This is a genomic window from Alistipes timonensis JC136, assembly GCF_900107675.1.
In the GTDB taxonomy this organism is placed as follows: domain Bacteria; phylum Bacteroidota; class Bacteroidia; order Bacteroidales; family Rikenellaceae; genus Alistipes; species Alistipes timonensis.
On record NZ_FNRI01000002.1, the window covers coordinates 215,979 to 231,549 of the forward strand.

Annotated in this window: 9 protein-coding genes; all 9 read left to right on the forward strand. The window is 60.0% G+C overall.

The window, feature by feature from the left end; translation table 11 throughout:
• The first annotated feature begins 73 nt into the window (after positions 1–73).
• The 9 genes from BLU78_RS03345 (at position 74) to BLU78_RS03385 (ending at position 15,565) form a co-directional block, all read left to right on the forward strand.
• Positions 74–1,537, forward strand: a complete 1,464-nt coding sequence (locus BLU78_RS03345) for an MBOAT family O-acyltransferase (RefSeq protein ID WP_010263471.1) — start codon at positions 74–76, stop codon at positions 1,535–1,537.
• A 7-nt stretch (positions 1,538–1,544) separates the two neighbouring features.
• Entirely contained in the window at positions 1,545–2,486 is a 942-nt protein-coding gene (locus BLU78_RS03350) for a hypothetical protein (RefSeq protein WP_010263469.1), read from the forward strand.
• A 105-nt stretch (positions 2,487–2,591) separates the two neighbouring features.
• Positions 2,592–5,885, forward strand: coding sequence for a preprotein translocase subunit SecA (gene secA / locus BLU78_RS03355; RefSeq protein ID WP_010263467.1), 3,294 nt, complete (start codon positions 2,592–2,594; stop codon positions 5,883–5,885).
• Between the two features lie 52 nt (positions 5,886–5,937).
• The gene (locus BLU78_RS03360) at positions 5,938–6,375 is read left to right on the forward strand and encodes a deoxycytidylate deaminase (protein WP_010263465.1); all 438 of its coding nucleotides are present in this window, start codon (positions 5,938–5,940) and stop codon (positions 6,373–6,375) included.
• 8 nt (positions 6,376–6,383) lie between these two features.
• Complete coding sequence (locus BLU78_RS03365; protein ID WP_010263462.1) at positions 6,384–6,809, forward strand: hypothetical protein; 426 nt, start codon at positions 6,384–6,386, stop codon at positions 6,807–6,809.
• 104 nt (positions 6,810–6,913) lie between these two features.
• Positions 6,914–7,648 (forward strand): SDR family NAD(P)-dependent oxidoreductase, encoded by a 735-nt coding sequence (locus BLU78_RS03370; RefSeq protein WP_010263459.1) that lies wholly within the window; start codon positions 6,914–6,916, stop codon positions 7,646–7,648.
• A 74-nt stretch (positions 7,649–7,722) separates the two neighbouring features.
• Positions 7,723–9,243, forward strand: coding sequence for a histidine kinase (locus tag BLU78_RS03375; RefSeq protein WP_010263455.1), 1,521 nt, complete (start codon positions 7,723–7,725; stop codon positions 9,241–9,243).
• A gap of 167 nt (positions 9,244–9,410) precedes the next feature.
• Positions 9,411–12,038: a zinc-dependent metalloprotease gene (locus BLU78_RS03380; RefSeq protein ID WP_231290874.1), complete on the forward strand. Its 2,628-nt coding sequence runs from the start codon at positions 9,411–9,413 to the stop codon at positions 12,036–12,038.
• A gap of 155 nt (positions 12,039–12,193) precedes the next feature.
• Positions 12,194–15,565: a SusC/RagA family TonB-linked outer membrane protein gene (locus BLU78_RS03385; protein WP_010263449.1), complete on the forward strand. Its 3,372-nt coding sequence runs from the start codon at positions 12,194–12,196 to the stop codon at positions 15,563–15,565.
• Positions 15,566–15,571: the final 6 nt, after the last annotated feature.

Here is a 15,571-nt window from a genome sequence, read left to right on the forward strand (position 1 = left end):
ACTTTTGCGCAACGTCACGCTCCCGGCGGCAGACCCGAACTCCGGAAATCTGCCGTAAATTGTGTTTATACCCATGCTTTTCAATTCATTTGAATTCGCGCTGTTCCTCCCGGTCGTCTTCCTGCTCTACTGGTTCGTGTTCAACCGCAGCCTGCGGGCGCAGAACCTCTTCGTCGTAGGGGCCAGCTACCTCTTCTACGGATGGTGGAACTGGCGGTTTCTCCTGCTGATCGCTTTCACGTCGCTGTGCAGCTACGCCAGCGGACTGCTTATCGACCGCTTCCGGAAACGGGGGGGGGAACGCATAAGCCGGGCCGTCAGCGTGGGGAACATCCTGCTGAACCTCGCAATCCTCGGCGTCTTCAAATATTACGACTTCTTCGTGGCGTCGTTCGCCGAGCTGTTCGGCATCGCCGACTGCGACAGCCTCCTGCTGCGGATCATCCTGCCGGTCGGCATCTCGTTCTACACCTTCCAAGCCCTGAGCTACTCGATCGACGTCTACCGCGAAAAACTCGCCCCGACACGCAACATCGTCGCCTTCTTCGCCTTCATCTCCTTCTTCCCGCAGCTCGTGGCCGGCCCCATCGAACGAGCCACGAACCTGCTGCCGCAATTCCTGCGGCCGCGGACGTTCGACACGGCGCAGGCCGTGGACGGACTGCGGCAGGCGTTGTGGGGATTCTTCAAAAAAATCGTCGTGGCGGACAACTGCGCCATCCTGGCCAACGGCATCTTCGACAACTACGAAAACCTTTCGGGAGGGGCTCTCGTCATCGGCGCCGTGGCCTTCTCGTTCCAGATCTACGGCGACTTCTCGGGCTACTCGGACATCGCCATCGGCATCTCGCGGCTGTTCGGGTTCAGCCTCATGCGCAATTTCAACTACCCCTATTTTTCACGCGACATCGCCGAATTCTGGCGCCGCTGGCACATCTCGCTCACCACGTGGTTCCGCGACTACATCTACATCCCGCTGGGCGGCAGCCGGGGGCCGAAATGGATGGTATTCCGCAACACGCTGATCATCTTCCTCGTCAGCGGATTCTGGCACGGCGCGAACTGGACCTTCATCGCCTGGGGAGGCTATCATGCGCTGCTGTTCCTGCCGCTGATCCTCTCGGGGCGCAACCGCCGGTACACCGGGGAGATTGCCGCCGGACGGGCGTTTCCGTCGGCAGGCGACGCCCTGCGCATGGCCGGGACCTTCTGTCTGGCGGCCGTGGGATGGATCATCTTCCGCGCCGAGACCATCGGCGATGCCTGGCGCTACGTGCGGAGAATCTTCTCTCCGGCGATCCTCGACCGCGTGGCGCTCGGCGGCAGCTACGAATCGCCCGGCATCAACGCCGCCGTCGGGGTGGCGATCCTGCTGGCGGTCGAATGGAGCCAGCGAACCCGCCAACACGGACTCGAACTGACCGGACGGGCGCATATCCGCCGCCGAAGCGTACGCTACGCCGTCTACTACCTGCTGATTCTGGGCATCTACATCATGCACGCCCAGCAGCAGACGTTCATCTATTTCCAATTCTGATCCAGCCATGAACCGATTCCTGCGACGCATCTTCTGGTTCGTACTGCCCGTGGCCGCCGCGGCCGCCGGCGCGGAGTGGGGACTGCGCAGCATCCCCCACCAGCTCGGATACAAGGCCGCCTACATGGAACGGCACGCCCCGGAGATCGAAGTGCTCTCGCTGGGGCTCTCGCACGCCTTCTACGGGCTCGATTTCCACGCCTCGAAATTCCGGGGATTCAACCTCGCCTACCACGGACAGCCGCTCGACCGCGACCTGGAACTTTGGGAGAAATACGCCGACCGTCTCACGTCGCTGCGCGCCGTGGTGATCTCACTCTCGTGCTGGAGCACCCATCACCGGCTGCGCAAGGACGGCGAACAATGGCGCGTGCCCTTTTACACGATCAACTACGACCTGCCGGGACCGTGGTACGCCTTCAAGGAGCGTTACATCATCGCCTACCCTTCGCCGGCGTTCCGCTACCTGAAACACGCCCTCTCGCCCGGGGACATCCGCGCCGAGGGCAACACCCCGCAGGACGAATTCGGCTCCTACATGGCCCTGCGCGACAACCGGCGCCCCGACTGGGACCGGCGCACGGCCGAAGGCGCCGCCCGGGGACATTCGGATTTCAGCCCCGAAGACGCGGCGCACAACCGCGAAGTGCTGCGCCGCATCGCCGCCGACTGTGCGGCCCGCGGCGTCCGGGTGGTGCTCTACACCCCGCCGACATGGCCGACCTACCACGAACACCTCTCGGAAGAGATCGTGACCCTCACGCGGCAGATCGGAACGTCGCTGGCCCGGGAGTTTCCCAACGTGCGTTATGCGGACCTGCTGAAAGACAAGCGGTTCACGGCCGACGACTTCTTCGACGCCTCGCACCTCAATTACGACCACGGAGGCCGGAAACTCGTCCGCATCCTCGACGACGAAATCGCCGAAGATCCTTTTCCGGCAAAATAATTCGCAGAAAACCCATTCCGGGACCGCCCTCCGGATGGATTTCAAAAAATTATTATTATTTTTGTAGGATTTAGAACCCGTAACTCCGAAAACAACAACAACATTATGGATATTCTTGCAAGTATAATCAAAGTCCTCTTCGGCTCGAAAGCCGATAAGGACCGCAAACAGATCGAGCCTTACCTGGAAAAGATCAAGGCCGTTTACCCCTCGATCGAGGCGCTCTCGAACGACGAACTGCGCGCGCGCAGCGAGGCCCTGAAAAAGCAGATCGCCGATTTCATCGCCGGGGACGAGGCCCATATCGTCGAGCTGAAAGCCATCCTCGAGAAGCCCGAGACGCAGCTCGAAGAGAAAGAGAAGATCTCGAAGGAGATCGACGAGACGACCAAGCGCATCGACGAGAAGATCGAGGAGGTGCTCGACAAGATTCTCCCCGAGGCGTTCGCCATCATGAAGGATACGGCGCGCCGCTTCGCCCAGAACGATACGGTCGTGGTGACGGCCAACGATTTCGACCGCAATCTCGCCGCGACGAAGGATTTCGTCACCATCGAGGGCGACAAGGCCGTCTACGCCACCCACTGGCTGGCCGGCGGCAACGACATGAAGTGGGACATGATCCACTACGACGTGCAGTTGTTCGGCGGCGTGGTACTCCACCAGGGCAAGATCGCCGAGATGGCGACGGGCGAGGGAAAGACCCTCGTGGCGACGCTCCCCGTATTCCTCAACGCACTGGCCAGGAAGGGCGTGCACATGGTGACGGTGAACAACTACCTGGCCAAGCGCGACTCCGAATGGATGGGCCCGATGTATCAGTTCCACGGCCTTTCGGTAGCCTGCATCGACGACACGCAGCCCAACTCCGACGAGCGCCGCGCGGCCTACATGGCCGACATCACGTTCGGAACCAACAACGAATACGGCTTCGACTACCTGCGCGACAACATGGCTTCGTCGCCCAAGGACCTCGTGCAGCGCAAGCACCACTATGCCATCGTCGACGAGGTCGACTCGGTGCTGATCGACGACGCCCGGACGCCGCTCATCATCTCGGGTCCCGTGCCCAAGGGCGACGACCAGATGTTCGAGCAGTACCGCCCGGCGATCGAGAACCTCTACAACCTGCAGAAAAACCTCGTGACGGCCCTGCTGGCCGAGGCGCGCCAGCTCATCACGGCCGGCAAGACCGAAGAGGGCGGTGTGAAGCTCTACCGCGCCCACAAGGGTCTGCCGAAATACAAACCGCTCATCAAATACCTCTCGGAACAGGGCGTGAAGGCGCTGATGCAGAAGACCGAGAATACCTACATGCAGGACAACAACCGCCGCATGCCCGAGATCACCGACGACCTGTTCTTCGTCATCGACGAGAAGCTCAACTCGGTGGAACTCACGGATAAAGGTCACGAAGTGCTGTCGAAGAACTTCAACGAGGACGGCTTCTTCGTGATGCCCGACATCGGCGCCGAAGTCGCCGAGCTGGAAAAGGCCGGACTGACGCCCGAGGAGAAGGCGCAGAAGCGCGACGAGGTGATCAACGACTACTCGATCAAATCGGAGCGCGTGCACACGGTGATCCAACTGCTGAAGGCGTTCGCCATGTTCGAAAAGGACATCGAATATGTGGTGATGGACAACAAGGTGAAGATCGTCGACGAACAGACGGGCCGTATCCTCGAGGGACGCCGCTATTCGGACGGACTCCACCAGGCCATCGAGGCCAAGGAGCACGTGAAGGTCGAGGCCGCGACGCAGACATTCGCCACCATCACGCTGCAGAACTATTTCCGCATGTACCACAAGCTCGGCGGTATGACCGGTACGGCCGAGACGGAGGCTTCGGAGTTCTGGAGCATCTACAAACTGGATGTCGTGGTGATCCCGACCAACCGCAAGGTGATCCGCGACGACCGCCAAGACCTGATCTACAAGACCAAGCGCGAGAAATACAACGCCGTGATCGAGGAGATCGTCAAACTCGTCGAGGCGGGCCGTCCGGTGCTGGTCGGCACCACGTCCGTCGAGATCTCGGAGCTGCTGAGCCGCATGCTCAAGCTCCGCGGCATCCGGCACAACGTCCTGAACGCCAAGCAGCATGCGCTGGAGGCTCAGGTCGTGGCCGAGGCCGGACGTTCGGGACAGGTGACCATCGCCACCAACATGGCGGGTCGCGGTACCGACATCAAGCTGGCGCCCGAAGTGAAAGAGGCCGGAGGTCTGGCGATCATCGGTACGGAGCGCCATGAAAGCCGCCGCGTCGACCGCCAGCTGCGCGGACGTGCCGGACGTCAGGGCGACCCCGGATCGTCGCAGTTCTTCGTATCGCTCGAGGACGACCTGATGCGTCTGTTCGGTTCGGGCCGCATCGCCACGATGATGGACCGCATGGGTCTGAAAGAGGGCGAGGTGATCCAGGCAGGCATGATGACCAAGGCCATCGAACGCGCCCAGAAAAAGGTCGAGGAGAACAACTTCGGCATCCGCAAACGCCTGCTGGAATACGACGACGTGATGAACTCGCAACGCGAGGTGATCTACACCCGCCGCCGTCACGCGCTCTACGGCGAGCGCATCGAGATCGACCTGAACAACATCATGTACGACTACGCCGACAACTTCGTGGAGGAGAACCGCGGCATCGACCTCGAGGATTTCCGCATGGAGCTGATCCGCGAGGTGGCCGTGGAGCCTCAGATCGATGAAAAGACTTATGAGGACGCCAAGCCCGCAGAGTTGGTCGAGGTGATCGTCAAGGCGCTGAAGGAGGCTTATGCGCGCCGGGCGAAGGCCGTGGCCGACACGGTACGGCCTGTGATGGAGCGCATCTACGAGGACAAGAAGGACCAGCTGGATTCGAACATCTACTTCCCGCTGACGGACGGACACCTGGGTTACAACGTGCCGGTGAACCTGCAGAAATGCAAGAACACGGACGGCGCGGAGATTTATAAGGTATTCTCGAAAGTGGTGATGTTCACCACCATCGACGATGCCTGGCGCGAGCACCTGCGCGAGATGGACGACCTGCGCCAGAGCGTACAGAACGCCACCTACGAGCAGAAGGACCCGCTGCTGATCTACAAGTTCGAGTCGTTCGAGCTCTTCTCGAAGATGATCGTCAAGGTCAACCGCGACGTGCTGTCCATCCTCAACAAAGCCTACATTCCCGTACGCGACCAGAACGCCGAGGCCGTACAGCGTCAGCAGCAGGAGCGGGCCAAGGTCGATGTCAACAAGCTGCAGGCTTCGCGCATGCAGGCCGCGGCGCAGGCCGGGCAGGAGGAGCGCCAGAAGCCGATGCCGATGCATGTCGAGAAAAAGGTCGGCCGCAACGATCCGTGTCCCTGCGGTTCGGGCAAGAAGTATAAGAATTGTCACGGAAAAGGCCTGTAAGCCTTTTCCGTGACAATTCCAATTAAAAATGATGAATTAAAAATTAAAAATCGTGGGGTATCAGGAAGAGAAACAGCGCCAGCTGGACCTGCGCTACCTGCGCATGGCGAGCATCTGGGCCGAAAATTCATACTGCGTGCGCCGCAAGGTCGGGGCACTGATCGTCAAAGACAAAATGATCATTTCCGACGGTTACAACGGCACCCCCTCGGGCTTCGAGAACATCTGCGAAGACGGGGAGGGCCACACCAAGCCCTATGTGCTCCACGCCGAGGCCAACGCCATCACCAAGGTCGCCAAGTCGGCCAACAACTGCGACGGGTCGACGCTCTACATCACCGCCGCACCCTGCATCGAGTGTTCGAAGCTGATTATTCAGGCGGGTATCAAACGGGTGGTGTATGCGGAGGACTACCGTTCGGAAGAGGGGCTGGACCTGCTGCGCCGCGTCGGCATCGAGTGCGTGCAGTGCGGGTTGAATGAAAAATGACAGCCCCGATGAAAAAGGCCCTTTTCCTGTTCGCTGCCCTGACATGCGCCGGATTCGGTTCGGCACAGAACATCATGGCGGACACCGTGCCGGCGCTGCCGTCCTGCGTCTACTGCGAGATCATGTCCAACCACCTGCCCACACACCGCGACAGCGGCGTGCTGTTCGATTTCGGACAGAAGACCGGAGCCCTGAAATACAACTACCTGACAGACGCCGCAGGCAACAAACTGCTCTTCAATTCGGGGATAGAGGCGCTCAATTATATGGTGTGCCGCGGCTGGGAATTCGTGCAGGCCTACACCTCGGGCGAGAACAGCGGCCTCACCCACTACCTCCTGCGCATCGCACCGGCCCGGCTGACTGCGGAACAGCGCGCCGCGCTGCTCACCCCGCCGGAACGGGAACGACCGAAACCCGAAAAAAAGCGATAACGCGAAAGAGAGTTCCAGGAACTCTTTTTCTTTTTTCCGAAGATTTGCTTTTCCGACATTTCCTTCGTATATTAGGTGTGTGAAACCCTGAAAATCGAACCGTTATGAAACGTATCGTCATCGTAGGCGCCACGTCGGGCATCGGGCTCGAGACAGCCCGGCTCTGCATCCGTGCCGGATGGCGGGTCGGAGCGGCGGGACGCCGTCAGGAGGCCCTCGACGCCCTCCGGGCGGAGGCTCCCGCACAGGTCGAAGTCGAGGCCTTGGACGTCAACCGCGACGACGCCCCGGAGCACCTCGCACGACTGATCGAGCGGCTCGGCGGCATGGACATCTACCTCCACTCGTCGGGAATCGGCAGCCGTAACACCGACCTGCGTCCCGATATCGAAATCGCTACCCTGCGCACCAACGGCGAAGGCTTCGTGCGGATGGTAACGGCGGCTTTCGGCTACTTCCGCGGCAACGGCGGCGGACACCTGGCCGTCATCAGTTCGATCGCCGGAACCCGGGGACTCGGCTCCGCACCCGCCTACTCGGCGACCAAACGGATGCAGAACACCTATATCGACGCACTGGCCCAGCTCTCCCGGATGGAGGGATACAACATCCGGTTTACGGACATCCGCCCGGGATTCGTGGCTACCCCGCTGCTGGCCGGGGACGGGAATTACCCGATGCTGATGCCGACCGAAAAGGTCGCGGCGCGGATCATGCGCATCCTCCGGCGGCCACGCCGCCGGGTGGTCATCGACCGCCGTTATGCGGTGATGGTCTTTTTCTGGAAACTGATCCCCCAGTGGCTCTGGGAACGGCTGAAAGTACGGACAAAAGGATAAGGGAGAACCCTGCGGGACGATTTCCGCAGGGTTTTTCGTCGCAGGGCCGAAAAAATTCATTACATTTGCCCCGAATGGCACGACAGCGGCACACACCCAAAGGGCGGCTTCTGATGACGGGAACGATTCTGTTGATCCTGTTGGTGGCGGGCGTGCTCGTCACCGGCCGCATCATCAACGGGATGGCCGTGCAGATGAGCGAACGGGTCATCACGCAGATCAGCCAGTATCACTACCGGCTCCTGCAGGCCGAGTTCGGACGCTCGGAGAAAGTGCTCGCGGTGGCAGCGCAGTTCATACGCACGCATCCCGCAGCCTCGGAGACCGAACTGCAAGTACTGGCTTCGACGCTGACGGAGATGGACCCCAAGGTGGGCCGCATCTGGTTCATGGAGGAGAGCAGGCAGACCCTCCGCAGCTATTCCCGCGGCGGGGAACTGCAGGTCCCGGCACCGGGCGAAGATTTACGGCGGCAGGTCGCCCGGATGCCGGACGATTCGGTCCGGAGCCGCGTGAACGAGCAGGTGTGGAGCATGTCCTGCCGCATCCGGGACAGCCGGGGCGCCGCACACATTTGCGGCATCGACCTGCCGTTGCAGGAGATGTACGACTACATGGCCGAACAAAATCCCCACAGCCGCAGTTACGCCATCCTGCTGGACCCCGAGGGGATGATCGTCTACCACCCCAATCCGCAAATGCTGGGACGCCCGGCGAACGAATCATCGGGGTTCGAGGCATTCCGGGAAGTATTGGCCACGGGGCGGCAAACCATCACCTACACCGTCTCGGAGTATCTCGGGGTCGATGAGGAACGCATCTACTATCCCCTGCAGCTCGGAGGCCGCCGCTGGGTGGCGGGCATCGGCATTCCCCGGCTGGCCATCGAGCAGGACATCGACGATTTCCATTTCTATACGATCCTCACGGCCGTCATTTCGGTATTGTTCTTCGCAACGCTGCTCATCGTGGCACAGCGTCGCTGGCGGCGCGAATACGACCTGCGGCGTCTTTCGGAGCAGGAGTCGGCGCAGCTGCATCTGCAACAGGTGCTCGAACAGATCGACCCCCATTTCCTGTTCAACTCGCTCAATTCGCTCTACGCCCTGATACGCTGCAACCCCGAGCAGGCCCGGGAGTTCACCCTCACGCTGTCGAAGGTCTACCGCCACGTGCTCGAGCGCCGCAAGCAGATACTCTCGACCCTCTCGGACGAGATCGACTTCACGTGGCAGTACTACTCGCTGCAGAAAATCCGCTTCGGCGACCGCATCGAGCTCACCACGGCCATCGATCCCGCACTGCGCAACTGGCGCATCCCGGCGATGAGTCTTCAGACACTCGTCGAGAACGCCCTCAAACACAACCGCATCACGGGCCGCAACCCGCTGCGCATCCGCATCCACACCGAGGGCGAAAGCCTTGTCATCGAGAACAACTACACCCCGCGCAGCGAAGGCAATGCCGAGTCGCTGGGCGTGGGGCTGGAACGCATCCGCTCGGTATACCGGTTCTACACCGAGGAGAACATCTCCATCTCCTCCGACGCCGAGGCTTTCCGCTGCCGGCTGCCGCTGCTGCCGCCGGAAAAGTAAAATCGACCCGAAACTGCTATTTTCAGGCCGACACCGGCCCGCCTAATTGCGGCATTCACTCCCCCAAACCGGGCATTCGTCCCGATTCGCTTTTCTTTAAAAAATTTAAATTATATTATTGCATCGTGCGGATTGTGTATCCGAAAGAAACCGAGCAATAATAAAACATGAACACACGACGATTTACCCTGATGGCAGCAGCCCTGGCAACGCTCTTCCTGCTGGCGGCCGCTCCTGCGGAGGCCAAGAAGAAGCCGGGCCGCAAATCGAAGAAAACCGAAGCCGCAGCCCCCAAGGCCGACTCGCTCAAAAAAGACAAGAAAAAAGGTTACGAGGAGTTGCTGAAAGGCGCCGTAACCGACAAGGGCCTGTTCGACGTCCACCGCAAGGGTACGGACTTCCTGTTCGAGATACCCGACTCGCTGATGGGCCGCGACATCCTGATCGTCAACAAGATATCGGGCGTACCCTACGCCCTGAACGACAGCGGGATCAACAAGGGCATGGGCTACGGCGAAAAGATCGTCCGCTTCCGCAAGGACACCCTTTATAAAAAGGTCTGGGTCATGACCTACGACCCGCGCATCACCTCGCCCGAAGGCGACCGCATCACCCGCTCGGTGAAGGACAACTACCGCGAAACGGCGATCGAGCAGTTCCCGATCGAGGCTTACAATCCCGATTCCACGACGGTGGTCATCAAAGTCAACAAGGTCTTCGACGGCAGCGAAAAGAGCTTCAACAACGTCTTCGGAGCGCTCCGCATCAGCGGCTCCCCGAAAAAAGACCTCTCGAAGATCGAGTCCGTGAAATCGTTCCCCGAAAACATCATCGTCAAATCGACCCTCTCGGGTTCACACTCCGGCGAGGGCGGTTCGACGGCCGTCACCGTGGATATCACCTCGAACCTCGTCCTGCTGGCCGAGGAGCCGATGGTGGCCCGTTTCTCCGACGAGCGCGTGGGCTATTTCGAAATCGGACACCTCTATTTCAACGACAACCAACAGAAAGCCGAGGAGCGGGCATTCATCAACCGCTGGCGCCTGGAGCCCAAACCCGAGGACGTGGAGCGCTACAAGCGCGGAGAACTCGTGGAGCCGCAGAAGCCGATCGTACTCTGGATCGACCCGGCGACGCCGCCCGTATGGGTGCCCTACATCAAAAAGGGCATCGTCGAGTGGCAGGAGGCTTTCGAAGCCGCCGGATTCAAAAACGCCATCATCGCCAAAGAGGTGGACCCCGAGGACAAGGAGTTCGACATCGACGACGTGCGCTACTCGGTGGTGACCTATGCCGCCTCGGAAACGGCCAACGCCATGGGGCCCTCGGTGATCGACCCCCGCAGCGGCGAAATCATCGAAGCCGACATCATCTGGTGGCACAACGTAATGAGCATCCTCCAGGCATGGATTCGCCTGCAGACGGGCGCCGTAGACCCCCAGGCCCGGGCCAACAAGCTCCCCACGGAGCTGATGGGCAACGCCGTGCGTTTCGTCTCGTCGCACGAGCTGGGGCACAGCCTCGGCCTGAAGCACAATTTCGGCGCTTCATACTCGGTGCCGGTGGATTCGCTTCGTTCGAAAACCTATACGGCGTCGCACGGCACAGCCAGCTCGATCATGGACTACGCCCGCTTCAACTACGTGGCCCAGCCCGAGGACGGCATCACGCAACTGACGCCCAAGATCGGGACCTATGACAAACACGCCATCAACTGGGGTTACCGCTGGCTCGGCGCCAAGGACCCCCACGAAGAGCTGCCGACGCTCAACGCCTGGCTGCGCGAGCATGAGGACGATCCCGAATACTGGTACGGCGAGCAGCGGTTCCAGGGCAACGAGGACCCCCGTTCGCAGTCGGAGGACCTGGGCAACGACGCTGTCAAAGCCAGCCTCTACGGACTGAAGAACCTGCAGCGCATCGTTCCCCACATAACGGACTGGACCTCGGAGGAGGGCGAACTGCAATACGAAAGCGGCCGCTTCCTGATGGCCGTCGTCTTCCAGTGGATGGCTTACGCCGACCACGTGAAGACCAACGTCGGCGGGTTCTACCTCAACAACGTCGTGGCGGGGCATGATATCGACCGCTACATCCCGGTTCCGGCCGCCTACCAGCGCAAGAGCGTCAAATACCTGATCGACCAGGTGTTCACCATCCCCGAATGGCTGTTCAACGCCAAGGTCTGGGACAAGGCTTACGCCCAACGGCTGTCGCCCGTGGGGATGATGGAATACGCACCCTACAACTTCGCGCGCGAACTGCAGTACAAGGCCTATTACGAGCTGCTGGCCGACGAACGTCTGGTGCGCATGTACGAGGTCGAGGCACGGCAGGGACGCGGAGCGAAGACCTACACCCCCGAGCAGATGATGGACGACATCACCCGTGCCGTCTTCATCCGTCCCGGAAGCCGCACCCTCACGATCTGGGAGCGCATGAGCCAGAAGAACTACCTCGACGCGCTGATCGTCTCGTCGAATATCACGATGGTCAAAACCACCAAACTGGGTTCAACGCTCCACGAACACGACGGACGCGGATGCTGTTCGCTGATGCAGGAGGCTCCGGAACTGCATCTCGAACCGCTGCCGAGACCCGAGGACATCCAGTTCCGCACGGCGCGCAACTACGACCTGATGAAGCGCGTCAGCGAAACGACCTCGGCCAAGCGGGCCGAGATGCGCAGGCTGCTGACCCTTGTGCAGGGCCGCACCGGAAGCGGCGACCAGGCGACCCGGAACCATTACCGGGACCTCGAACTGAGATTGAAAGAAGCCTTGCGTATGTTATAAGGCAAAACACCCGAGCTGCAAAGCCGTCTTCCTCCCGGAAAGACGGCTTTGCGGCTCCTAAAGGGGAGGCGAAACAGGTTACAGATTAAAACATATTTACAAGATATAGCTCCGATTTGATACAAAAATAACTCAAACACATTTATTTTTACAGCATGAAAAAACTCCTTACGCTATTCGTCCTGATCTGTCCGCTGCTCGCACTGGCGCAGCAGACCCGGCAGATCACCGGCCAGGTCCTCGACCGCGCCGACGGTGCGCCGCTGGTAGGCGCCACCGTCTTCATCGCGCCCGAAGAGACTCAGGCCAAGAATTACAACCCGCAGGGAACCATCGCCTACGAACAGGGACGCTTCGCTTTCAAACTCCCCGTAAGCGTCAAAAAAGTCGTGGTCAGCTACCTCGGTTACGAAGCACAGACCTTGGATATCTCGGGAAAAAGCAACTTCACGATCTACCTCTCGGCGACCGACAACAAGATGGACGCCGTCGTGGTAACGGGTTACCAGCGCATCGAGAAGCGCAAGCTGACCTCGTCGATCTCCAATGTCAAAATGTCGGACATCGCACGCGACGGCGTGGCGAGCGTCGACGAGATGCTCTCGGGTTCGATCGCAGGTCTGACATCGACCCCCACGACAGGCGCCCCGGGCGGAGCCAGCAAGGTTAAAATCCGCAGTACGGTGACGCTGAACGGCAACACCGATCCGCTGTGGGTGCTGGACGGCATGCCGCTCGAAGGCAACGACATCCCCTCGGACTGGTCGTCGAAAGAGAACGTCGACAACCTCTACAACATGTCGATCGCCGGCCTCAACCCGGCCGACATCGAGGACATCACCGTCCTGAAAGACGCCGCCGCGACGGCCATCTACGGAGCCCGCGCAGCCAACGGCGTCATCATCATCACCACCAAGAGCGGTCGCCGCAACCAGGCCACGCGCGTCAACATTTCGGCGTCGCTTTTCGTGACGGACCGTCCCAACCTCGACAAGCTGAACCTGATGAACGCTTCGCAGAAGGTCGATTTCGAACTGGGGCTGGCCGCCAACGGACGGCTCAATTTCCAGCCCGACATGGGCGGCGTGGCCCGCATTCTGGACCAGGCCGGCGAGCGGGCAGCGCTCCGCGAAGGCGGATTTTCGTCGCTCTCACCCGAAACCCAATCGGCGATCAACGCCCTGCGCAAGGACGGCACCGACTGGGGCAAGGAGATCTATCAGGTGGCGCTCAACCAGCAGTACAGCTTCAGCATCTCGGGCGGCGGCAACAAGGCCAGCTACTACCTCTCGGGCGGCTATTACAACGAGCAGGGAACGACCGTCGGCACGGGATTCGAGCGTCTGAATCTCACGATGAAGACCGACTACGACCTGCTGAAAAACCTGCGTTTCGGCGCTTCGGTATTCGTGGGCCAGAACAAGAACGACTCCTACGTTTCGGATACGGACGTATTCACCAACCCCTCGCGTTACAGCCGCACGGTGAATCCCTATTTCAACGCCTACAACCCCGACGGCAGCTATGCCTACGATCCCGACATGAACGCCTACCAGGGTAACGACGACACGATTCTCAACTTCAATTTCCTCGAAGAGCGCGCTCGCACGGAGTACACGCTCAAAACCCGTTCGATCAAGACGATTTTCGACCTCGACTACAAACCCGTCAAAGGGCTGCGCATCTTCACCCAGTTCGGTTTGCAGGTCGACAACTCGATGACCGAGAAGATGGCGCAGGAAAACACCTTCTTCACCCGCAAATATGCCTATGACTCGCGTATAAGCGGTGTCGAGTACCTGCCCAAAGGCGGCGTGATCCAGAACTGGAACAGCGATCTCTCGCAATACACCTGGAAGGCGCAGGCCGAGTATACGGGCGTCTTCGGGAAGCACGAACTCGACCTGATGGCCGGTCTGGAGATGCGCGGAACGACCAACACCTCCGTCCACACCAAGGGATTCGGCTACGACCACAAGACGATGACCACCAAGCCGATCAACTTTCCGACGGGCAGCAACAAGATCAACGAGGGCAAATTCAAACAGTATCAGAAGTCGTTCTACGAAAACCGTTACCTCTCCTATTTCTTCACGGCGTCGTACACCTACGACAACCGTTACACGTTCTTCGGGTCGATGCGTTACGACGGCACGAACCTCTTCGGCGTCGATCCCAAGTACAAATTCAACCCCATGTGGTCCGTTTCGGGAGCCTGGAACATCAACCGCGAGAAGTTCCTGCGCGATGCACGGTGGCTCGACAACCTGCGTCTGAGGGCTTCCTACGGAGCACAGGGCAATATCGACCGCTCGACCTCGCCCTACATCCTCGGTACGTGGAACAACGTCTCGCTCGGCGGCGTGACCGAGGACCGCATCGACGTTTCGTCGCCGCCCAATCAGAACCTACGCTGGGAAACCACCTATTCGTGGAATGCCGCGCTCGATTTCGCGGCCCTCGACAACCGTATCGGATTCACCTTCGAACTCTACGGACGCCGCAGCAAGGACCTGATAACCAACCGTTCGATTCCGCTCGAAACCGGATTCCCCTCCACGTCGACCAACTACGGCGAAATATCGAGCCGCGGTATCGAGTTCACGCTCAACACCGTGAACATCCGCACACGCGACTTCCGCTGGGAAACCTCCATCAACATCGCCCATAATACCGATAAGGTGGAGAAAGTCCGCATCTCCGACGACAGTTGGACCCCGTCGCTGGAAGGACACTCTTCAAGCGCCGTCTTCGCGTTCAAAACCGCCGGACTCGACGAGATGGGTATCCCGATGTTCTGGAAGGACGGACAGAAAGTCTCGCTTCAAGAGTTCGTGGGATTCCGCTACGAACTGACCGACCCGTGGGGGCTGGGCATGCCCGAGTACTACGAATATGCCCCCGTGATGAACAACACGCAGGGCAGTGTGCGCAACTCGCTGACCTACATCGGGTCGCGCAATCCCGACGTAACGGGAGGTTTCAACAACCGGTTCTATTACAAGAATTTCGACCTCGCCGTTTCGTGCAACTTCGTATTCGGCCAACTCGTGACCCGCACGCCGTTCTACGACCCCACGCAGACCGGTCCCGGACAGAACTACACGACGGAGATGGCCCAGGTATGGTCGCCCGAAAACACTTCGGGCATCTACCCCGTCATCGTGGGCAACCGCCAGCCCGACGGTTCGGCCTGGGATGGTTGGAGCGAAGATTCCGATCCCTATCGCATCATGTACTGGATTCTGGAAAACTACCCGTCGAACGTCGGCCTCTTCAACAACCTCGACATCTGGAGCCGGAAGATCAACTACTTCCGCGTGAACAGCATCCGCCTGGGATACGCCTTCCCGGAAAAAATCACCCGCAAGCTCCACATGGCCGGACTGCGTGTCCACTTCGAGGCCCGCAACCCGTTCGTGATCGCGACGAACTACGACGGCTACTTCGATCCCGAAACCTACGGAAACATCTATGCACAGCCCATGGCACGCACCTATTCCGTCGGACTGAACATCACTTTCTAATACGCT

Coding starts and splice junctions, on each gene's coding strand:
- BLU78_RS03345 (WP_010263471.1), top strand. CDS start 74: ATGCTTTTCAATTCATTTGAATTCGCGCTGTTCCTCCCGGTCGTCTTC.
- BLU78_RS03350 (WP_010263469.1), top strand. CDS start 1,545: ATGAACCGATTCCTGCGACGCATCTTCTGGTTCGTACTGCCCGTGGCC.
- secA (WP_010263467.1), top strand. CDS start 2,592: ATGGATATTCTTGCAAGTATAATCAAAGTCCTCTTCGGCTCGAAAGCC.
- BLU78_RS03365 (WP_010263462.1), top strand. CDS start 6,384: ATGAAAAAGGCCCTTTTCCTGTTCGCTGCCCTGACATGCGCCGGATTC.
- BLU78_RS03370 (WP_010263459.1), top strand. CDS start 6,914: ATGAAACGTATCGTCATCGTAGGCGCCACGTCGGGCATCGGGCTCGAG.
- BLU78_RS03375 (WP_010263455.1), top strand. CDS start 7,723: ATGGCACGACAGCGGCACACACCCAAAGGGCGGCTTCTGATGACGGGA.
- BLU78_RS03380 (WP_231290874.1), top strand. CDS start 9,411: ATGAACACACGACGATTTACCCTGATGGCAGCAGCCCTGGCAACGCTC.
- BLU78_RS03385 (WP_010263449.1), top strand. CDS start 12,194: ATGAAAAAACTCCTTACGCTATTCGTCCTGATCTGTCCGCTGCTCGCA.